The sequence below is a fragment of the Cohnella lupini genome (assembly GCF_003386205.1).
GTDB lineage: Bacteria > Bacillota > Bacilli > Paenibacillales > Paenibacillaceae > Cohnella > Cohnella lupini.
Genome location: NZ_QRDY01000005.1, coordinates 175,797 through 196,424, shown reverse-complemented (window position 1 = coordinate 196,424; position 20,628 = coordinate 175,797). Strand labels below are relative to the sequence as shown.

The following is a 20,628-nucleotide window of genomic DNA, read 5'->3' as shown; positions in this document are numbered from 1 at the left end:
TCATAATCGATTGGGGAGAGAAGAACATGTTGTTGCAAAAAAGCCAAACGCTGCTATTCATCGGGGATTCGATCACGGATTGCGATAGGGCGAAGCCTTCGGGGGAAGGTTTGTTCGGAGCTCTAGGCAAAGGATACGTATCCATGGTCGATGCTTTCCTCCAGGCGGTATATCCGGAGCTGGGCATCCGCGTCGTGAACGTCGGATCGAGCGGTAATACCGTCGTCGACCTGCAAGCGAGATGGCAGGAGGACGTGCTCGATAGGAAGCCCGACTGGCTATCGATCATGATCGGAACGAATGACGTATGGCGTCAATACGATACTCCGTTCATTAAGGATTGGCACGTATACGCGGATAAATACGAGGTGACGTTAAGTCAATTGGTGGAACGGACGAAACCGCACGTAAGCCGACTGGTACTTATGACTCCGTTTTTCTTGGAAAGCAACAAGGATGATGCCATGCGACGGACTATGGACGAATACGGAGCGATCGTGAAGAAAATAGCGGAACGTTCCGGAGCGTTGTTCGTGGATACGCAAGCGGCATTCGACGTCGTTCTTCAACGGTTATATTCCGGAACGTTGGCTTGGGATCGCGTTCATCCTAGCCAGGCAGGGCACGCGGTTCTTGCCCGCGCGTTCTTGAACAAGATCGGGTTCGATTGGAATAAAGGGCTGTAAGCGAGAAACCGCCATTCCGCGCCGAGAAACGCGAATGGCGGTTTTTTATTGTTGCAATCGGAATCGGTCGAGGTGTTCTGCCAGGTTTTCCTTCATCAGCACTTCACGCTGCAAGGCTCCCATCAGATCGAAATGAGGGAACGGCGGACGATCGTGAATGTATTTGGGATTTATGCCATGACCGACGCACCACTCCGTCAATCTGGCCAGGTTCGCATTGCCTACTTTCGTGACAGTTCGAATATCCGGAAAACGGGGGTCGAACCAGTAATGCGTCAAGAAAGAAGTTTCTCCGCGGGATACGGCGGCTTTCCACTCGTTTAATTCCGCTCTGGTGATACCGAATGCCATGTCGTCTCATCCTTTGCTATGCGATAATCAAGGCTGTCTAAGGTACAGTATACCATGAGAATTGGGGTTTGACGGTTCGGGGCATCCGGTGGATAATAGACGGCATGGACATTTTTCTGCACATTCTATGGAACAACGTACTTCCGTTATCGGTCATCATCAGTCTGGGAGCTTTCCTTCATCGGATATTCAACTTGGACATCAAGACGTTATCGAAGCTGAACTTTTATTTGTTTTCACCGGCGATCATGTTCGAACTGCTGTACGAAACCTCGATATCGCTTCAGGTTTTCGGTCAGGTCATGCTCTTCTTCGTCTTGTTCATGCTTGCGCAATACGTTCTGCTCGAGGTAGTCGTTAGGATGAGGCGATATGACGGCGGCAAGCGCGCTGCCATGCGGAATAGCGTACTCTTCTACAACAGCGCGAACTACGGAATCCCGATTAATCAGCTCGCTTTCTCAGGCAACGCTTATACGCTTTCGGTACAAATTCTCATCATGATGCTGCAATCGCTTATCCCGAATACATACGGAATTTACAGCGTGAACGCCCATAAGGCGAACTGGCGGGAAATTCGCAAAGTGATTTTATCCATGCCCGTTATTTACGTCATTCCGGTTGCCTTCCTCTTGCACGGATTACGCGTTCCTTTGCCGGAATTCGTTAATATCTCGGTAGGATACTTATCCAACGCGTTCATCGGAACGGCTTTATTTACCTTAGGGGTTCAGTTGGGCAGCATGACGAGTATTATCAACCGGAAGCTTGCGGTGGACGTCGGGATCGCATCGGCGCTTCGGCTGCTGGCAGGTCCGTTATTGGCATGGGGCGTCGTGCTCGTGATGGGTTTAGATGGGTTGATGGCGTCTGCTCTAATCGTGTCTTCGGCGGTACCTACTTCCTTGTCCAGCGTACTGCTGGCCGTCGAATTCGATAACGAGAAGGAGTTCGCCTCGCAAACCGTCCTGATTTCGACCGTTTTAAGCATCGTGACGGTGACGGCAGTCATTTATTTATTGCGGGTGTGAAGTTTTCTGCTGATAGAAAAAGTAGCATATTGACCCGCCGTCGGCATAACGCCGGCGGTTTTTTGCGTTCTCGGGTTGAATCCAAGCGAATCGGCGACAGTAACCAGAGAAACTCTAGATACTCGAAATTTCGAACAACGCCCCCAAATAGACAACCTCCGTACCAGAGATGCTCGAAAAATTCGAATAACGCGCCCCAAATAGACACCTCGGAGTTCGAGATACACGAAAAATTCGAGCATCTCCCACCAACTAGCTGCCGTATCATCCAAGTTACACGAAAAATTCGAACAACGCGCCAAAATAGTCACCTCTGCGCCCGAGATACTCGAATAATTCGAGCATCTCTCACCAACTATCTGCCGAATTACCCGGTTTGAACGAGTAACTGCGAGGGAAACGGCAACTGAGGTGAGAATTACCCGGTTTGAACGAGTAACTGTGAGCGAATCGCCAGCTGAGGAGATAATTACCCGGTTTGAACGGTTAACGGTGAGCGAATCACCAGCTGAGGAGATAATTACCCGGTTTGGACGGTTAACGGTGAGCGAATCGCCAACTGAGGATAGAATTACCCGGTTTGGACGGTTAACGGTGAGTGAATCGCCCACTGAGGAGAGAATTACCCGGTTTGAACGAGTAACTGTGAGCGTGCCCGAGCTACACGAATTTTTCAAACAACGGCCCGTATATTCCCCGCAAGGCAGCCACAAATACTCACCCGCGCATACAAAAATCCAATTATGCCCATCGCAAATAGTAGACTCACAGTTAAATTAAGATTGATATTGAAGCGTGTCGGTAAAGTTGATCCACAGTTAATAGTGTTACAATAGTAACAAGCAAATCATTCGAACTGAAAGAAGGCGAAATCCCGTTGAATAAGGTTAGAATCGGTATCGTGGGATTGGGTAACATGGGAACAGGCCATGCTGCTTATTTGATTGAAGGTCAAGTAAATGGCGCTGTATTGGCAGCCGTCAGCGATATCCGGCCGGAGCGGTTGGCGCAGGTTAAGGAGCAATGGGGAGACGGTATTCGTACGTTCGAAAGCCCCGAGGAGATGTTTCGATCGGGAGCGATCGACGGCGTGTTGCTATGCACTCCGCATTACGAGCACCCTGTTCAGGCGATCGACGCGTTCGCATGCGGACTTCACGTGTTGGTAGAGAAACCGGCGGGCGTATATACGAAACAAGTAAGGGAAATGAACGAAGCAGCGGCCGTCAGCGGCAAAATATACGGAATCATGTACAATCAACGCACGAACCCGCTTTACATGAAGCTTAGAGAGCTGATAGCTTCGGGAGAGCTGGGAGAAATTCGGCGCACGAATTGGATTATCACGAATTGGTACCGCTCCCAAAGTTATTATAACTCCGGCGGTTGGAGAGCGACTTGGGCGGGCGAGGGCGGCGGCGTGCTTATCAACCAAGATCCGCACCAGCTTGATCTATGGCAATGGGCGACGGGGCTAATGCCTAAGAGAATTCGCGCCTTCTGTTCCTTCGGAAAGCACCGCGACATCGAAGTCGAGAACGACGTGACGGCTTATGCCGAATACGAGAATGGAGCAACGGGCGTATTCGTTACCTCGACGCACGAATATCCGGGTACGAACCGCTTCGAAATATCGGGAGATCGCGGCAAGATCGTAATCGAGGACGATAAGATGACCTTCTGGCGCCTGCGCCAGCCCGAGTCGGAATTTAACAGAGTCAATACGAGCCCGTTCGCGGCGCCGGAAGTGTGGAAGTTCGAGATTCCGATTAGCGCGGGCGGAGCCCAGCATAAAGAGATTACGCAGGATTGGACCAACGCTATCCTGAACGGAACGCCTCTTCTGGCGCCGGGAGAGGACGGAATCAAAGGCTTGACGATTTCCAACGCCATGCTCCTATCGACTTGGACGGACGGATGGGTGGATCTCCCGATCGACGAGGATTTATTCTACGACAAGCTGCAAGAGCAAATCGAACGCTCGGCTAAATCGAGAGCATAAGGAGAAACCCAATGTCCAAAGCCAACGGCATGAACTATGCGCCGCAAGGAAAGCCGAAACCGGTCGTCGCCGAAGGCGAATTCGCGTTCGCCGCCCTGTCGCTCGACCATGGACATATTTACGGCATGTGCAACGGGCTTCAGGAAGCTGGCGCGACGTTGAAGTGGGTATACGATCCCGATCCGGCTAAAGTGAGTCAGTTCGTCAAGACGTATCCTCATGTTCGCGTGGCGGAATCCGAGCAACAGATTCTTCAGGACCCGGAAATCGCGCTCGTCGCGGCGGCGGCGATTCCAAGCGATAGAGGACCGCTGGGCGTCAAAGCAATGGAACATGGCAAAGACTATTTTACGGACAAAACTCCGTTCACCTCATTGGATCAACTTGAACGTGCGAAACTCGCGGTTCAATCCACCGGGCGGAAATATTCGGTCTATTATAGCGAACGTCTCCATGTGGAGAGCGCGATTTTCGCGGGACAATTGATCAAGGACGGCGCTATCGGCCGCGTTGTTCAAGTGCTGGGATTGGGGCCTCACAGGTTAAACGCCGCATCGAGGCCGGATTGGTTTTTCCGTAAAGAACGATACGGGGGAATCTTGTGCGACATCGGCAGCCACCAGATCGAGCAGTTCCTGTCGTTCGCTGGCTGCGCTGACGCCGAAGTGCTCCATAGCAAGGTGGCGAATTACAATAACAAGGAATACGCCGAGCTCGAGGACTACGGGGATGCGACGTTGGTCGGCGACAACGGGGCGACGAATTATTTCCGCGTGGATTGGCTGACGCCGAACGGATTATCGACATGGGGCGACGGCAGAACGATCGTTATGGGGACTAACGGTTATATAGAATTGCGCAAATACGTCGACATCGCGCGCGATCCTAAGGGCGACCAGCTTTACTTGGTCAATAGCGAAGGCGAGTTCCATATGGAGCTTGGCGGCAAGGTGGGTTATCCGTATTTCGGAGAGCTCATTCTGGACGTCTTGAATCGAACGGACAACGCGATGACGCAGGCGCACGCCTTCAAGGCGGCGGAGCTTTGCTTGATAGCGCAAGCCAAAGCCGTGAAAGTCGAATAACCGAGATCCGACTATAGGGAGGAACGATATTCATGATTAAATTATCTGTATTTACGGTCGCTACCCCGGAGCTTGATCCGGCCGAACTGGCAGCCGTCGTTAAGAAGTCCGGTCTGCAAGGAATCGAATGGCGCTTCAAAGAGACGCCGGCGGAGGTAAAGAACGAAGCGCCTTCGTTCTGGGGCAATAACCGCAGCACGATCTCTCCTTCGGGAGGGGAGAGCGAACTTGAACGTTTTAAGCTAGCCACGGAACAAGCCGGGGTGAAAACGGTTAGCGTTACTCCCTACTTGCAAGCGGGAGATTTGGCGTCGACGGAGGAAGTGTTGCGCGCGGCGCGTTATATGGGCGCATCCTATATTCGCTTGGGCGTTCCCGGATATGATCGCACTCGTTCGTTCGACGAATTGTTCGAGCTTGCGAGAACGTATTTAAAGGAATCCGAAGGACTTTGCAAGCAGTACGGCGTCAAGGGCTTGATCGAAATTCATCATGGGACGTTATCGGCTTCCGCATCCGGAGCGAGAAGATTGGTGGAAGGTTTGGATCCCGAATGGATCGGAGTCCTGTTCGACCCGGGCAATACGGTGCACGAAGGGTTCGAGAATTACAAGATGGCGCTGGAACTGTTAGGACCTTATTTGGCCCACGTTCACGTGAAGAATGGCGGGTGGTCGGTCAAAGGCACTGCCGAGGACGGAAGCGCGATATGGCATAGCGAGTGGGCCGGGCTCAAGGACGGCATGGTACCTTGGAAACAGGTTATCGCCGATTTGTTGGCGGTCGGATACGACGGTTACTTAGGGGTAGAGGATTTCAGCAAACAATTCCCGAATTCGGAGGACATGCTGAACCACTTCTCCGATTACATGGGAGCCCTGCTTGCGGAGCTTCAGTCCGATGTTTGAATTTAGCTACAGATCGACGGGCTTATTCGAGCCCGTCTTTCATTCGCATACGTTCTACGAGGTGTACTATTTTCACGAAGGCAAGTGCAATTACTTGATCGGGGATCAGATCTATCATCTGGCTCCAGGCGATCTCATCCTAATGTACGGAATGACGCTGCACTGTCCGAAGATAGATCCTTCGGTCCCTTACGTTAGGTCGATCGTCCATTTCGATCCGGCTATTCTAAGGCCTTACATGGAGCTTCCGCAAGCGGTTCCGATCCTGCAGCCCTTCGAGCAATTCAAGAATTACAGGTTAAGCCTGCGCGGAGATGACAAGGAAGAAGCCGAACGGATTCTGGTCACTATGGAAAGTCATCAGCGGCGGGGCGATCAAGTAGGTGCCGGCCGGTTGTTGCTCGCCTTCGCGGATCTGCTTCATTTTATTTACGATCGGTGCTTACAGCCGCTTAGCGAACAACGCGAGTTCCCTTCGGATAAAGAAAAGTCGGTACAGGACGTGATCGACTTGCTGGAGCATCAATACGCGGACGACGAACTTAATATGGAGAGGTTGCAGAAGGAGTTGCATCTGAGCAAATCTTACTTGGCGAAAATATTCAAGGAAGTTACCGGCGTGACGATCTTCGAGTACGTATACCGCAAGAGGATTAACGAGGCGAAGATTCAATTCCTGCTTCAGCCCGGCGTGGCCGTAACGGAAGTGTCCTTCCGCCTCGGCTTCAAGCATCTGGCCCATTTCAGCAGGTTGTTCAAGCAACATGTCGGGGTCACGCCCGAGCGTTACAAAAAGGATTTAAAGGAAAAACGCGTCGCGATGGAGAAGGTGGGGGATGGCGAGTGGACTTATTCGACTTAAGCGGCAAAACGGCCGTCGTTATCGGCGGTTCTTCGACGCTTGGCGGAGTGATGGCCGAAGCTTTGGCGGCATATGGAGCGAAGATCGCATTGACGGGCCGCAAAGCCGAGAACGCGGAGCCCGTTCGCCAACGCATCGAATCCGCCGGAGGACAAGCGCGCAGCTACGCGATTGAAGCGACGTCGAAAGCGGATTTGGAGCTTCTGCTTCAAGAAGTAACGTCATGGTCCGGTGGCGTCGACATCCTGTTGAACTGCCCGGGCGTGAACAGCGCGAAGCCGTTCTTCGATATCGAGGAAGAGGATTGGGACAAGATCATGGACGTCAACGCCAAAAGCGTTATGATCGCGTGCCAAGTTTTCGGCAAATATATGGTCGAACGAGGGAGAGGCGGCAGCATCATCAATTTATCTTCCGTCTCGTCGACGCTTCCGCTATCCCGAGTATTCACGTATTCCGCATCCAAGGCGGCGGTTAATAACATGACGCAATTTCTCGCTCGGGAATTCGCGCCGGCACGGGTTAGGGTGAATGCGATCATCCCCGGATTTTTCCCGGCGGTACAGAATAGAGCAATCCTGTCCGAGGAACGGGTTGCATCGATCATGGGGCATACGCCGCTCGGAAGATTCGGAGATCCGTCGGAACTGCAAGGAGCCGTCGTATACCTCGCTTCGGAACGCGCTTCCGGCTTCGTTACGGGATCGCTGCTCAGGGTCGACGGAGGTTTCGGATCTATGACGATCTGACTTCGCATAACATCGGAGCCGCTTTGAGGCAAGCTCGAAGGAGGAAAAACAAGATGCAAATGACATTTCGTTGGTTCGGTGACGGAGATCCGGTCAAGCTGTGGCAAATTCGCCAGATTCCCGGCGTGACCGGCATCGTTAGCGCCATTTATGATATTCCCGTAGGAGAAGAATGGCCGCTGCAGAAGATCGTCGAATTGAAAGGGAAGATCGAATCGGCAGGGTTGTCGCTTAGCGTAATCGAGAGCGTTCCCGTTCATGAAGACATCAAGCTGGGGTTGCCGAGTCGCGATCGTTATATCGAAAATTATAGCCGAACACTGCGTAATCTCGCGCAAGCGGGCGTAGGTATCGTCTGCTACAACTTCATGCCCGTATTCGACTGGACGCGTTCGCAACTCGATTACGTGCTGGAGGACGGTTCCAATGCGCTTATCTACGACGAGGAAGTCGTACAGCGAATGAATCCGTTAAGCGGAGAGCTGCAATTGCCGGGCTGGGACAGCAGTTACAGAAAAGAAGAACTGCGCCTTCTATTCGAGCAGTATGCCGAGGTTGACGAAGAGAGATTGTGGGACAATCTGGCCTATTTCGTTAAGGCGATCATGCCGGTAGCGGAGGAAGCGGGCGTCTTGATGGCGATTCATCCGGACGATCCGCCTTGGCCGATCTTCGGCCTTCCGCGAATCATTACCGACGGAGATGCGTTGAACAGATTTCTTCGTCTCTACGACCATAAAGTAAACGGATTGTGCCTCTGCAGCGGTTCGCTCGGCGCGAATCCGGACAACGACATGCCGGCTCTCGTCCGCCGGTTCGGGTCCGAAGACAGAATCAACTTTATGCATGCCCGCAATATCAAGCATACGGGTGAGCGATCGTTCCAGGAATCGGCGCATCTGTCTTCGGCGGGATCGTTGGATATGGGCGAGATCATGAGGGCGCTGCGGGACGTGGATTATTCGGGACCGGTTCGTCCCGATCACGGCCGAATGATATGGGGAGAGACGGGCAAACCGGGCTACGGCTTGTACGATCGCGCGCTGGGAGCCGTTTATTTGAACGGGATGTGGGAAGCTCTAACGAAGGAGAGGGCGGCCGCGCAGCGGTAAACCTCGACGAAAAATCAATAAACAGTACGATATTGCCGTTATTCGATGCTTTCATCGCGCGGACAGTGATGGTAAAATGGGATACGTTGGTCAAACCGGAAAATCTAACGTCATTATAAGATCAAACCACTTTACCATCAAAGGAGCTTACTCTTATGCCTTCCGAACTCATGCAAGCTTTATCGCGCGAAAAAATCGTGGCCATTATTCGCGGAATTTCCGCCGAGTCCGGAGACGCGACGGCCAAAGCTTTGGCCGACGGAGGAATCGTATTCCTGGAAGTTACTTTGAATACGGATGGCGCGTTGGACATGATCTCGCGGTTTCGCAAGGATTATGAAGGCCGGTTGAGAATCGGAGCGGGTACCGTTCTCGATCTCGGACAAGCCAAAGAAGCGATCGCGGCGGGGGCCGAATATTTGATTTCTCCGAATCTGGATGAAGAAGTCGTCTATTACGGAGTCGAACAAGGAGTGGAAGTGTGGCCGGGAACGATGACTCCGACGGAAATCGTCCGCGCATACAAAGCCGGAGCTTCGGCCGTTAAGGTGTTCCCGATGGGTTCGCTCGGAATCAATTACTTGAAAGAAATCCGCGCGCCATTGAATCATATTCCGATGGTAGCTACGGGCGGCGTGAATTTGCAAAATATCAATGCAGTGCTGGATGCCGGCGCGATTGCCGTTGGCTTGGGAGGCAACCTTGTCGATAAGCAGCTGGTGAAGGACGGGAAATTCGAAGAGCTCCGTCAGCTCGCCCGGTCGTTCGTGAACGAGGTGCAAGGGGCGAAAACGGTATGAGCTCGCCGATAACCGCGGACGTCGTTACCTTAGGCGAGAGCATGGTGCTCATGCAGCCGATGAGCGAAGGCTCGCTAGCCTACGCGCCGTTATTTACACGATCTATCGCGGGAGCAGAATCCAACGTTTCGATCGGATTGTCGCGTCTAGGGTTCAAAGTACGGTGGATCAGCCGTTTGGGCGCGGATCCGTTCGGCGACGCGATTCTGTCCACGCTGGCGGGCGAAGGGATCGACGTCTCGCTCGTGGCGAGAGACGATGGGTATCCGACGGCGATTTACTTCAAGGAGTTCAAAGGCTACGGAGATCCGAATGTCTATTACTATCGCAAAGGCTCGGCGGTTAGCCGCTTGACTCCGCGCGATATTGAAAACTCTTGGCTTCAAGGCGCAAAACATCTGCACGTAACGGGGATTACTCCCGCGCTCGGTCCGGAAACGGGCGATGCGGTAAAAGAACTGATGAAGCAAGCAAGGCAACTCGGGATGACGATTTCTTTCGACCCTAATTTGCGTCGCAAGTTATGGACCGAAGAAGAAGCGCGGGCGATGCTGCTTTCCTTGATTCCTCTGTGCGACATCTTCCTGCCCGGCATCGAAGAAGCCGAGTTCTTGATCGGGGAACGGTCGGAAGAGGAATACGGGTCTCGTTTCTTGGAGCTCGGAGCTAAGTCCGTCATTCTCAAGCTCGGCGAGCGCGGATCCGTCGGCTTCGTAGCGGAGCGTTCGCCGGTGAAGGCCGATCCTTTCCCGGTGTCGAGAATCGTGGACACGGTCGGAGCGGGCGATGCGTTCGCTGCCGGGTTTCTGTCCGGGTTCTTGGAGAACGGGGACTTGGCGCAAGGCGATCATCTCCTGAAGGCTCTCGAGAGAGCCAACTTCATGGGATCGCTGGCTACACAGTACAAAGGCGACTGGGAAGGACTTCCCAAACGGGCAGAGCTGAACAGGCTTCTGTCCGGCGGCCGGGAAGTTACGCGTTAAATAGGTGTAAGAATAAGAAAACCGAGCGGCCGGGGCGATCCCGATGCTCGGTTTTCTTATTACTTAGAACGCCCAATTTCCGTTTCGGAATATGGCCTCGGCTCTTCCGTCTTCCGTAATGCCGTCCACCTCTAATTCCTCGCGACCGATCATGAAATCGACGTGTGTCAAGCTATCGTTAAGGCCTTTTTCCTTCAGTTGCTCTTTGCTCATTTCCAAGCCGCCTTCCAAGCAGAACGGGAAAGCGAAGCCGATGGCCAGATGGCATGCGGCGTTCTCGTCGAACAGCGTGTTGTAGAAGATGAGATCGGTATTCGAGATGGGAGAGCGGTGAGGGACTAACGCGATTTCTCCCAAGTAATGGGACCCGTCGTCCGTTTCTATCAATTGCTTCAACGCATCGTAGGCTTTCTCGGCCTGGAAATCGACGATACGGCCATCCTTGAAGGTAATAGAAAAGTTATCGATCAGATTTCCGTTATAGCTAAGAGGTTTGCTACTGGAAACCGTTCCGTTTACCTTCTCCCTGTGCGGCGAAGTGAAAACCTCTTCCGTCGGCATGTTCGGAATGAACGGATTTCCGCTCTCGTTGCGTTTGCCGGCGTTCGTCCATATCGCTCCTTCGGGTAAACCGATCGTCAGGTCCGTCCCCGGCGCGCGATATCGCAGCTCCTTGAATTTACGTTCGTTTAACCATGAGGCCTTGGAGCTTAGCGACTCCGCATGGCTTCTCCATGAGCCGACCGGATCCTCGTCGTTCACTCTGGTTGCGGAGAAAATCGCTTCCCATAACGCATCGACGCGCGTATCGGCCTCTAAATCCGGGAATACCTTGTTCGCCCATTCGGGAGATGGCACGGCGACAATGGACCAAGCGACTTTGTTGTTCAGCGTGTACTGGCGGAACGGTTGAAGGGCGGTTTGCTGCGCCTTGGAGATACTCGCGATTCTGGCGGCATCGATACCTTTCAGCAAGTCGGGATTCTCGGCGACGACCCATAGGAATGCCGCTCCGGCATCCGCCATCTCGACTCTTCCCTTGGCGTGCCAATCCGGATAATGGGCAAGGCCCTCTTCCGACGCAAGCTCCGCGCGGGTGCGGACGATATTCTCGTCGCTCCAATCGACGTGTACGTATTTAGCGCCGATCTTATAAGCGTGTTTGACTACTTCGCGGACGAACGGCGCCGTGGAAATCGTTGTGATGATGCACAAGGTTTGTCCGGGCTGAACGTTTACTCCGACTTCGACGGCTAAAGCCGCGTATTGCTCAATTCGTTGTTGGAACGATTTCATGTAATCCTCTCCCTCTTGCACAATTATAGTCAATTCCATCGGGGGCATGCAAAATAGAGCACCGCCACGCGATAGGAGGCTGTGCTCTAAGCGGGGCGGCGCTATTAGGGTTTAGTGTTTCGTGGAATCGTATACCCCGAGCTGCGTGAATATCTGTTCGAAGTCGCGTTTCATATCGGCTTTCTCGAGAGGATTCAAGAACGATGCTTCGACGCCGTTTAAGATCAGCGTCGAAATCTCGGGTAAAGTGAATCCGAATTTTTCTGTCAGCAGACGGTATTCCTTCGTAATATCCGTTCCGGAAACGCCGGGGTTATCCGTGTTGACGGTAAACAGAATTCCTTGATCGTAATATTCCCTGATCGGGTAAACGTCCCACCCGTTAACGGCCTTAGTCTGGATATTGCTCGTCGGACATAATTCGAGCGGAATCCGTTGCTCCCGAATGAGGCTCATTACGCTGTCGCTCTCCTTAAGCCGAACGCCATGTCCGATGCGGCTCGCTCCAAGGTGAAGCACCGCCTCTTCGATGTTGTCCGGTCCCGCTGCTTCCCCTGCGTGAATGGTGACGGGTATGCCGAATGATTGCGCGAGTTGGAACACTTCGCGAAACAACGATGCGGGAAAGTTCGTTTCGTCTCCCGCGAGATCCACCGCGACAAGCCCGTTTCCGATGAAGAGGGATGCGGCCTCGATAACTTCCACATTATCCGCGAGCGGATGGTTTCGCATGCAAATGGCGATCGTGCGCGCTTTGACGCCATATTGCGTCTCTCCGCGATTCAATCCCGCGATTACGTGTTGAATGGCTTGCGCGGCGGACAGTCCTTCTTTTCTATGCAACTGAGGGGCGAAGCGGACTTCGATATATTTAATCCGGTGCTCGGCGGCTTGTTCCACGACTTCGAACGCGACTTGCTCCAATGCTTCGCCCGTTTGCAGGAAGGGAAGGACGAAATCGAATTTGGTTAAGTACTCGGTCAGGTTCGTGCAATCTTCTCCTACCTGTACGTAGGTTTGCAAATCGGATAGATCGTTGGACGGGAGGAGAACGCCTTGACGATCGGCTAGCCTAAGCAAGGTGGCGGGTTTGATGCAGCCGTCGAGATGCACATGCAGATCTACCTTCGGCATCTCCGATAATAGGTTCAACTTATCCATCTTAAGAACACTCCCTCTTGTAAATATAATGTTAAATAATATAACACAATATACGAAGATAATGAAGCGTGGATAATACTGCGTCATATATGCGTTACGTATAAATTTGTCTCCTCGTTCGCATTGACTGGGAAATCATTATTGTCCATATTGAAGAGAGAGTCAGAAACATTTCGCGAAGGCGAATCGCGCGGAGGTTACGATGGGCAACGGAAGCATTTTCGATGCGGATCTATTGGAAGCGAACTATTCGCCAAGGGTTTCCGCCTATTATTATAAGCAATGGGACGGGTATCAAATGCCGTTTCATCAGCATGATTCCACGGAGATCATGTACGTGATCCAGGGAGAATGCCAAGTGGAATGGAGCTGGGGAGACGATGGGACGGGATTGCGTCAGGCAGTCAAGCTCAACAAGGGCGAGTTCATTCTCCTGGATGCGAACGTGCCTCATCGGCTTTACGTGGACAATAAGTGTCGAATGCTTAACGTCGAGTTCGGATTTGCCGTGCACGAGGGAGGATTTCCTTCCATTAAACAAGTATGCGAAGAAGAGGAAACGCTGCGCGCCATGGTCTCCGCTCCTGCAGCTTACTTGAAGTTGCGGGACCCGGACGAAGTCTACCATACTTTGAAAAGCTTGGTCCTGGAGCTGGACGGAAGAGGAGGAGACGGAGGTTTGTTGGATCGCATGCTGCTCACCCAGCTGTTGATCCGGATTAGCCGCATAAGACGGGACGCCGAGAATAACGGCTGGCAGCAAACCGATCACTACGTGAAACAAAGCGTGAACTTCTTGCATCAGAACTATGACCGGAACATACTCGTGAAAGACATCGCCGCGTTCGTTAATCTTCACCCCGGTTATTTGCAAAGGATATTCAAATCGCAAACCGGCCAAACCCTCATGGAATATTTAACCGCAATTAGAATGGAGAAGGCGAAAATGCTGCTCCTGCATACCGATATTCCCGTTGCGGATATTTCCGAATACGTGGGAACGGGCAGCCGACAATATTTCCATGCTTTGTTCAAGAAGCATACGGAACTAACTCCGATCGAGTATCGCAATTCGATGAATGCTCAAGGCGTGTAAGATTAGGAAGTGAGAATTTCTGACACATTGGATGCAAGGAGGTCAGAATTACGATAACGCTTTCTTATTAGGGCTTGTTACAATTGAACAAATACCGTATTCAATTGAAAAACGAGCTGGAGGGCGATAATCGTGGCGTTTAAGATCGCGTTTATTGGAGCGGGAAGTATCGGCTTCACCCGCGGATTACTGCGGGATATGCTGAGCGTTCCCGAATTTAAGGACATCGAGGTTTCTTTTACGGACATTAATCCGGATAACCTGGAGATGGTTACGAAGCTATGCCAGAGGGATATTAGCGAGAACGGTCTCGGAATCCGCATCGAAGCGACGACGGATCGAAGGAAAGCGTTGGCGGGAGCGAAATACGTATTCTGCACGATTCGCGTCGGCGGTCTGGAGGCGTTCGCTACGGATGTGGATATTCCGCTTAAGTACGGGGTCGACCAATGCGTCGGCGATACATTGTCCGCGGGAGGCATTATGTACGGCCAGCGGGGCATCTCGGAAATGATGAATATTTGCAAAGATATTCGCGAGGTGGCGTCCGAAGACGTACTGCTTCTGAATTACGCCAACCCGATGGCCATGCTCACTTGGGCTTGCAATCAATACGGCGGAGTGCGGACGATCGGACTCTGTCACGGCGTGCAAGGCGGACATCGGCAGATCGCGGATGCGTTCGGCTTAGAGAAGAAAGACGTCGACATCATCTGCGCCGGTATCAACCATCAGACCTGGTACATCCAGATTCGCCACGACGGCGAGGATCTGACCGGGAAATTGCTGGAAGCGTTCGAGAAGCATCCGGATTTCAGCCGCACGGAGAAGGTTCGGATCGACATGCTGCGAAGATTCGGATACTATAGCACGGAATCGAATGGCCATCTGAGCGAATACGTGCCCTGGTATCGGAAACGTCCGGACGAGATCGAGCAATGGATCGACCTCGGCAGTTGGATCAACGGAGAGACGGGCGGTTATTTGCGCGTGTGCACGGAAGGCCGCAATTGGTTCGAGACGGACTTCCCCAACTGGATGAAGGAGCCCGCCATGAAATACGCGCCGGAAGAGCGCGGGGAAGAACATGGCTCTTACATCATCGAAGGGCTGGAGACGGGTCGGGTATACCGCGGACATTTCAACGTGAGGAATAACGACGTCATCGCCAACCTGCCCGAGGATGCGATTATCGAGGCTCCGGGATACGTGGACCGTAACGGGATTTCCATGCCGCTGGTCGGTAAGCTGCCCCTCGGTCCGGCAGCCGTATGCAACGTTAGCATCTCCGTCCAGCGTTTGGCGGTCGAGGCTGCCATCCACGGAGACGATCAGCTTCTTCGTCAAGCGTTCATGATGGATCCGCTGGTCGGAGCGGTTTGCAATCCGAAGGAAATCTGGCAGATGGTCGACGAGATGCTCGTCGCGCAAGAGAAGTGGTTGCCGCAATACGGAGATTCGATTGCCGAAGCCAAAGGACGACTGGCTGCCGGTAACCTCATTCCGACTAACGAAGGTTATCGCGGCGCGGCGCGCTTGAAGGTAAAATCCGTAGAAGAGATGCAGCTTGACCGCGATGCCGCCAACAAGAACGCCGGCGAATCGGACAAAGGCAAAGAACGAGCAGGTGCGAACCACTAACGGTACGTTTCTAATATAAACTTGAGGGCAGCGCTATCGGCTGTCCTTTTATTTGTCTAATTATGACGCCATATAAAAGTAATATGCTTATTGTTGTGTCATATATAGCTTTGTGGTATACCATAATTAGGGTGGAAAAGCTTGGACGCTAGGAGGACAGGATCCTAAGTAGGAAGGCTACAGGGGATAAGAGGGGTGAGAGGGTATCGAACTCACGGTTAGACAGTTAACGATTATCGAGCTCGTCAAGAAACACGCGCCTATTACCGGCGAGCAAATCGCCGAGGCTCTGGGCATCAGCCGTCCGACCATCAGGTCGGACTTATCCGTGTTAGTGATGCTGGGCTATATAGATGCCAAGCCTAAAGTCGGGTATTTCCTAGGTAAAGTCATGACGACGGAAGGCCGCCAGAGCGAGAGGTTCATGAACTTGAAGGTCAAGGACGTCATGAACCGGCCCGTCGTGATCTCGGAGAGTGCGACGGTTAACGACGCGGTTATTTCCTTATTCGTAGAGAACACGGGTTTCTTGACGGTAACGGACGAGATAGGAGCTCTAACGGGCATGGTTTCGTTGAAGGATCTGCTGAAAGTAACGCTAGGAAATGCCAATGCGGCGACCATTCCGATCAGCATGGTGATGACGAGAGTGCCGCGTCTGGCATTCGTCTCTCCGGAAGATTCCGTGCTGGAAGCCGCCAAGCGAATGTTGGACCATCAAGTAGGCGGGTTGCCCGTCGTACAGGCGTTTTCTCAAGGCGAACGCAACCGCTTGGAAGTCGTCGGGCGCATTACGAAGACGAATATGACGCAAGCGTTGGTGGATGTGACCTCGGGGTTTATAGCTGAGTAGGGGGAGAAGGGATGTCGGAGCAACGGCAGAAAATGATTTTCGTCTGTTCGGACGCCGTCGGAGAAACAGCCGAAGCGGTAGCGAGAGCGACGGCTCGTCAGTTCGCGACCGAGCAGGTCAAAATCAAAAGGTACGGCAATATTAAGCACGAGGAAGAGATTAGATCGATTATTCAGGAGGCTTTGCAAGTCGGCGGTTTTATCGCCTATACTCTCGTCCAACCCGAGCTGCGGGAGACGATGCGGGATGAGACGATCCGGTTGGGCGTTCGCGCGGTAGACGTCATGGGACCGATGATGCAAGCCTTTATCGATACGTTTAACGATTCTCCAAAATACAAGCCCGGACTTCTGCACGAGATGGACGAAAGCTACTATCGCAAGATCGAAGCGATCGAGTTCGCCGTCAAATACGACGACGGCAAAGACGCCAGGGGACTACTCCAGGCTCAAGTGGTGCTCGTGGGAGTTTCGCGGACATCGAAAACGCCGCTCAGCATCTACTTGGCTCATAAAGGAATCAAGACGGCCAACTATCCGCTGACGATCGAGGTCAAGCCGCCGCAGGAGCTATTCGCGGTTTCGAATAGGCTTGTGGTCGGATTGACGATGCAGACCGAAAGGCTTCTGAAGATCCGCACGGAGCGGCTGAAGGCATTGGGGCTCCCGAGCCAAGCCAATTATGCCTCCATGGATCGTATAGAGAAGGAATTACAATTCGCTTCGGATATCATGCATAAGTTGAAATGCCCGATTATCGACGTGTCGGAGAAGGCGATCGAAGAGACGGCCGGACTTATCATGGAGCTATTGGCTCCGAGATACTAATATTTTTCTCCGCCTTATATACCGTTCCGAACAAACAAAGCCTGGGTCAACCAAGGGAGTATTCCCCCGGTTCACTCAGGCTTTGTTTGTTCGCGGAATTACATATCCAGCATCTGGCGGATCATCTGTTGTTTCCGTTGAGAGCAGGACAACCGTTTGGACGTATCCCCGAAGAAAATATGATGTTCGCCCATTATGGATATATTTCTCACGTTAACGTAACAATCCGAAGAGACTTTGAAGAAAGTCGCGGAATCCGTTAGCAGTTTATTTCTCTCATCGGCGGATAGTCTTTTTTTAATGTTATAATTCCGTCCGTGAAAGCTGATTAATCCTTGAGCTCCGACTTTGAAGAACAACGTGTCCTGACGCGGCTCGAAATCCTCGTACACATTTTTCTCCTGCAGCGCTACATTCATCGTTCCAATCCCCCTTAGAATGATGGTGCTTTGGTAGCGCTTTCAGTATAACATAACTTTTTTCGTTTTGGGTAACATTCCTAAAAAAATTATAATAAATGACAAATAAGTAGCCCTCATGGATTCGTAATATCCACGAGGGCTATTTATTTTATAGAAGACTAATACGAATGACGTTCCAAGACGCTTTGCCGAGCGTCGAGTTGATCTTCGAACCGTCGGCAACGGCATTGCCCCCGGTATGGGGCTTAACGCGATTCGGCGAGGCGCTCGTATTGCTTGTCAGCAAATCTTCGTTCTCGAGGACGAGATGCTCGATGATCCGACAACTCCCGCCGAAGCTTCGAAGATCGACTTCCAACGGAAGGGAGCCCTTCAGATCGCGATTTACGGCGAATACGGTTACCTCTCCCGCATCTTCATTGTAGACCGCTATCGATTCCAGGAAAGGGATGTCCGTGATTTCTTTCGTATCGTATTTAGGCGATTGCACGAGCGGAACGAGCGCTTGTCCGCGTCCGTACACGGAAGCGTGCATATACGGGAAGTATATCGTTTGGGCCCATGCCTGTCCGCCGTTCTCGGTCATAATCGGTGCGATTACGTTGACCAGTTGGGCTAAGCATGCCATTCGAACGCGATCCGAGTGTTTCAGCAGCGCGATCAAGAGACATCCGACGACAAGAGCGTCCTCCATCGTATAATGGTCCTCAAGCTGGGGAGGAGCGATTTGCCAAGGCTCGATTTTTTTGTCCGCATCGTTGGAATGAAACCAGACGTTCCATTCGTCGAAGGAGAGGTACATCGTTTTCTTGCTTCTCTTCTTGGCCTTGATGTAGTCGCAGGTGGCCGTTACGCTCTTGATGAAGTCTTCCATCTCCAGAGAACGTCCGAGGAAAGTGGCCGTATCCTTCTCGTGGTTGCCGTAATAACTATGCAAAGAAAGAAATTCTACGTGCTCGTAAGTATGGTCCAGCACGGTAGCTTCCCATTCGGGATAGGATGCCATCTGTCGGCCGGAACTTCCGCAAGCAACCAATTCTATCGTCGGGTCTACCCACTTCATGACCTTCGCCGATTCGCATGCTATCCTGCCATATTCGACTGCCGTTTTACTTCCGATTTGCCAAGGGCCGTCCATCTCGTTGCCAAGACACCAGGTCTTGATCGCGTGCGGTTGCGCATATCCGTGGCTGATCCTCAGATCGCTCCAGTAGGACCCGGAGGAATGATTCGCGTATTCTACAACGTTGCGGGCTTCGTCAACGCCATGCGTGCCGAGATTGATCGCCCACATGACATCGGTACCTGCCTTACGGGACCACTCCACGAACTCGTTCATCCCGAACTTGTTCGGCTCGATCGTTCTCCAAGCCAACTCCAAACGGTTTGGGCGTTGATCTATCGGGCCAACCCCGTCCTTCCAATCGTAGCCGGATACGAAGTTGCCGCCCGGATAACGGATGATGGGGACGCGCAGATCTTGGATCAAGCTCAAGACGTCTTTGCGGAAACCTCGCTCGTCGGCCGAAGGATGTCCGGGCTCGTAAATGCCCCCGTAAACCGCCCTTCCAAGATGCTCGATGAACGAACCGTACAGGCGATCGTCGATGGCGGAAATAACGAAATCCTTGTCTACGATCATTTTGGCTTGATGCGACATAGTTATCTCTCCTTGGATTAATAAATTTATTATTCAATAAATAAAATCAATTCTTCAACTCTTATTAAACAGGAAGGAGAGCTGGTTTGCAACAGCAAATTTCCCGAATAGATTTGATTTTCTCAGGATTTATATATATATTAATTTAATCAAAGGAACCGTTCGGAGAAAGGGGATTCCCGTGATTAGAGCGAATACGGATCGCAAATGGCTACCGCTATACGAAGCGCTGGCAAGCGAAGTTCGTTTGCGGATACTGGAGCTGCTGGCAGAGAAGCAGATGAATCTCAAGGAAATCGCAGAACGGCTGGCACTAAGCAGCGCGATTCTTACGATGCACGTTCGCAAGCTCGAACTGGCGGGATTAATCGATACGAAGATGGTTCGCAAGCAGGGGGGCACGCACAAAATATGCTCTTTGGCCGAGACGAGCGTCGAAATTACGCTGCCTCACGCGGAAGCGGAGGAAAGATTATTTTACGAACAGAATATTCCGGTCGGACATTATACCTCCTTCGAAGCGCATCCGACTTGCGGATTGGCAACGCGCGAGAAGCTGATAGGGCAGTTCGACGATCCCAGGTATTTTCTAGATCCGGAGAGGGTTAACGCCGCGATTCTATGGCTGGGCAAAGGTTACGTCGAATATAAAATGCCGAATTATTTGCTTCCGAGCCAACGCCCGGACGAATTGGAAATTTCATTCGAGATCGCATCGGAAGCGCCGGGAGCGAATGACCATTGGCCATCGGACATCCGCTTCTATTTGAATGAAGTGCGGTTGGGGGAATGGACGAGCCCGGGAGATTTCGGAGGCCATACCCGGGGGAGATTCACGCCGGAATGGTGGACGACCCACGTTAACCAATACGGCTTGTGGAAAGTGTTGCGGGTAAACAAAACCGGGACGTATATGGACGGACAGCAAATCTCGGACACGACGTTGGAGGAACTGCGGCTGGAAAAGCATTTCTGGACGCTTCGGTTCGCGGTCGAGGACGACGCCGTTCATGTCGGCGGTATGACTTTATACGGCACGGGCTTCGGAAATTACAATCAAGACATTCAAATCCGTTTGTATTACAGCCAGAGGAGATAATCAA

Annotated in this window: 20 protein-coding genes; 15 read left to right on the top strand and 5 right to left on the bottom strand. The window is 52.3% G+C overall.

Annotated features, from left to right (window positions below):
- Positions 1 to 26 precede the first annotated feature (26 nt).
- Positions 27 to 686, top strand: a complete 660-nt coding sequence (locus DFP95_RS11650) for an SGNH/GDSL hydrolase family protein (RefSeq protein WP_115992789.1) — start codon at positions 27 to 29, stop codon at positions 684 to 686.
- A gap of 45 nt (positions 687 to 731) precedes the next feature.
- Here the strand turns inward: DFP95_RS11650 and DFP95_RS11645 are convergent, their stop codons facing one another.
- Positions 732 to 1,037 carry a hypothetical protein gene (locus DFP95_RS11645; RefSeq protein WP_115992788.1) on the bottom strand — a complete coding sequence of 102 codons (306 nt, stop codon included), beginning with the start codon at positions 1,035 to 1,037 and terminating at the stop codon, positions 732 to 734.
- A 104-nt stretch (positions 1,038 to 1,141) separates the two neighbouring features.
- On the opposite strand from DFP95_RS11645, the gene DFP95_RS11640 reads away from it, so the two are divergent.
- From DFP95_RS11640 to DFP95_RS11600, 9 genes are all read left to right on the top strand, one after another.
- Positions 1,142 to 2,068: an AEC family transporter gene (locus tag DFP95_RS11640; protein WP_115992923.1), complete on the top strand. Its 927-nt coding sequence runs from the start codon at positions 1,142 to 1,144 to the stop codon at positions 2,066 to 2,068.
- Between the two features lie 877 nt (positions 2,069 to 2,945).
- Positions 2,946 to 4,070 carry a Gfo/Idh/MocA family protein gene (locus DFP95_RS11635; protein ID WP_115992787.1) on the top strand — a complete coding sequence of 375 codons (1,125 nt, stop codon included), beginning with the start codon at positions 2,946 to 2,948 and terminating at the stop codon, positions 4,068 to 4,070.
- An 11-nt stretch (positions 4,071 to 4,081) separates the two neighbouring features.
- The gene (locus DFP95_RS11630) at positions 4,082 to 5,155 is read left to right on the top strand and encodes a Gfo/Idh/MocA family protein (RefSeq protein ID WP_115992786.1); all 1,074 of its coding nucleotides are present in this window, start codon (positions 4,082 to 4,084) and stop codon (positions 5,153 to 5,155) included.
- A gap of 35 nt (positions 5,156 to 5,190) precedes the next feature.
- On the top strand, positions 5,191 to 6,063 hold the full coding sequence (locus DFP95_RS11625; RefSeq protein ID WP_115992922.1) for a sugar phosphate isomerase/epimerase family protein: 873 nt from the start codon (positions 5,191 to 5,193) through the stop codon (positions 6,061 to 6,063).
- On the top strand, positions 6,056 to 6,925 hold the full coding sequence (locus DFP95_RS11620; RefSeq protein ID WP_115992785.1) for an AraC family transcriptional regulator: 870 nt from the start codon (positions 6,056 to 6,058) through the stop codon (positions 6,923 to 6,925). The genes DFP95_RS11625 and DFP95_RS11620 overlap by 8 nt, the downstream gene beginning before the upstream one ends.
- Positions 6,907 to 7,674 carry an SDR family oxidoreductase gene (locus DFP95_RS11615; protein WP_115992784.1) on the top strand — a complete coding sequence of 256 codons (768 nt, stop codon included), beginning with the start codon at positions 6,907 to 6,909 and terminating at the stop codon, positions 7,672 to 7,674. Before DFP95_RS11620 ends, DFP95_RS11615 begins: the two co-directional genes overlap by 19 nt.
- A 53-nt stretch (positions 7,675 to 7,727) precedes the next feature.
- The gene (uxuA, locus tag DFP95_RS11610) at positions 7,728 to 8,786 is read left to right on the top strand and encodes a mannonate dehydratase (protein ID WP_115992783.1); all 1,059 of its coding nucleotides are present in this window, start codon (positions 7,728 to 7,730) and stop codon (positions 8,784 to 8,786) included.
- Between the two features lie 155 nt (positions 8,787 to 8,941).
- A complete protein-coding gene (locus DFP95_RS11605; RefSeq protein WP_115992782.1) occupies positions 8,942 to 9,586 on the top strand; it encodes a bifunctional 4-hydroxy-2-oxoglutarate aldolase/2-dehydro-3-deoxy-phosphogluconate aldolase in 645 nt (214 codons plus the stop codon).
- Entirely contained in the window at positions 9,583 to 10,569 is a 987-nt protein-coding gene (locus DFP95_RS11600) for a sugar kinase (RefSeq protein WP_115992781.1), read from the top strand. The genes DFP95_RS11605 and DFP95_RS11600 overlap by 4 nt, the downstream gene beginning before the upstream one ends.
- A 63-nt stretch (positions 10,570 to 10,632) precedes the next feature.
- On the opposite strand, the gene DFP95_RS11595 is transcribed toward DFP95_RS11600, so the two are convergent.
- Complete coding sequence (locus tag DFP95_RS11595) at positions 10,633 to 11,865, bottom strand: aminopeptidase (RefSeq protein WP_115992780.1); 1,233 nt, start codon at positions 11,863 to 11,865, stop codon at positions 10,633 to 10,635.
- A 111-nt stretch (positions 11,866 to 11,976) separates the two neighbouring features.
- Entirely contained in the window at positions 11,977 to 13,026 is a 1,050-nt protein-coding gene (gene add / locus DFP95_RS11590; RefSeq protein WP_115992779.1) for an adenosine deaminase, read from the bottom strand.
- A gap of 202 nt (positions 13,027 to 13,228) precedes the next feature.
- Between add and DFP95_RS11585 the strand changes: the two genes are divergently transcribed.
- The 4 genes from DFP95_RS11585 to DFP95_RS11570 all read left to right on the top strand — a co-directional run bounded on the left by DFP95_RS11585 (position 13,229) and on the right by DFP95_RS11570 (position 17,443).
- Complete coding sequence (locus tag DFP95_RS11585) at positions 13,229 to 14,122, top strand: AraC family transcriptional regulator (RefSeq protein ID WP_115992778.1); 894 nt, start codon at positions 13,229 to 13,231, stop codon at positions 14,120 to 14,122.
- Between the two features lie 132 nt (positions 14,123 to 14,254).
- Complete coding sequence (melA, locus tag DFP95_RS11580) at positions 14,255 to 15,763, top strand: alpha-glucosidase/alpha-galactosidase (RefSeq protein WP_115992777.1); 1,509 nt, start codon at positions 14,255 to 14,257, stop codon at positions 15,761 to 15,763.
- Positions 15,764 to 15,968: 205 nt separating this feature from the next.
- Entirely contained in the window at positions 15,969 to 16,616 is a 648-nt protein-coding gene (locus tag DFP95_RS11575; RefSeq protein WP_115992776.1) for a helix-turn-helix transcriptional regulator, read from the top strand.
- Between the two features lie 11 nt (positions 16,617 to 16,627).
- Positions 16,628 to 17,443 (top strand): pyruvate, water dikinase regulatory protein, encoded by an 816-nt coding sequence (locus DFP95_RS11570; protein ID WP_115992775.1) that lies wholly within the window; start codon positions 16,628 to 16,630, stop codon positions 17,441 to 17,443.
- Positions 17,444 to 17,541: 98 nt separating this feature from the next.
- Here the strand turns inward: DFP95_RS11570 and DFP95_RS11565 are convergent, their stop codons facing one another.
- Entirely contained in the window at positions 17,542 to 17,862 is a 321-nt protein-coding gene (locus DFP95_RS11565; protein WP_115992774.1) for a hypothetical protein, read from the bottom strand.
- 151 nt (positions 17,863 to 18,013) lie between these two features.
- The gene (gene arfA, locus DFP95_RS11560; RefSeq protein ID WP_115992773.1) at positions 18,014 to 19,525 is read right to left on the bottom strand and encodes an arabinosylfuranosidase ArfA; all 1,512 of its coding nucleotides are present in this window, start codon (positions 19,523 to 19,525) and stop codon (positions 18,014 to 18,016) included.
- 181 nt (positions 19,526 to 19,706) lie between these two features.
- Here arfA and DFP95_RS11555 point away from each other — a divergent pair, with 181 nt between their 5' ends.
- The gene (locus tag DFP95_RS11555; protein ID WP_115992772.1) at positions 19,707 to 20,624 is read left to right on the top strand and encodes an ArsR/SmtB family transcription factor; all 918 of its coding nucleotides are present in this window, start codon (positions 19,707 to 19,709) and stop codon (positions 20,622 to 20,624) included.
- Positions 20,625 to 20,628: the final 4 nt, after the last annotated feature.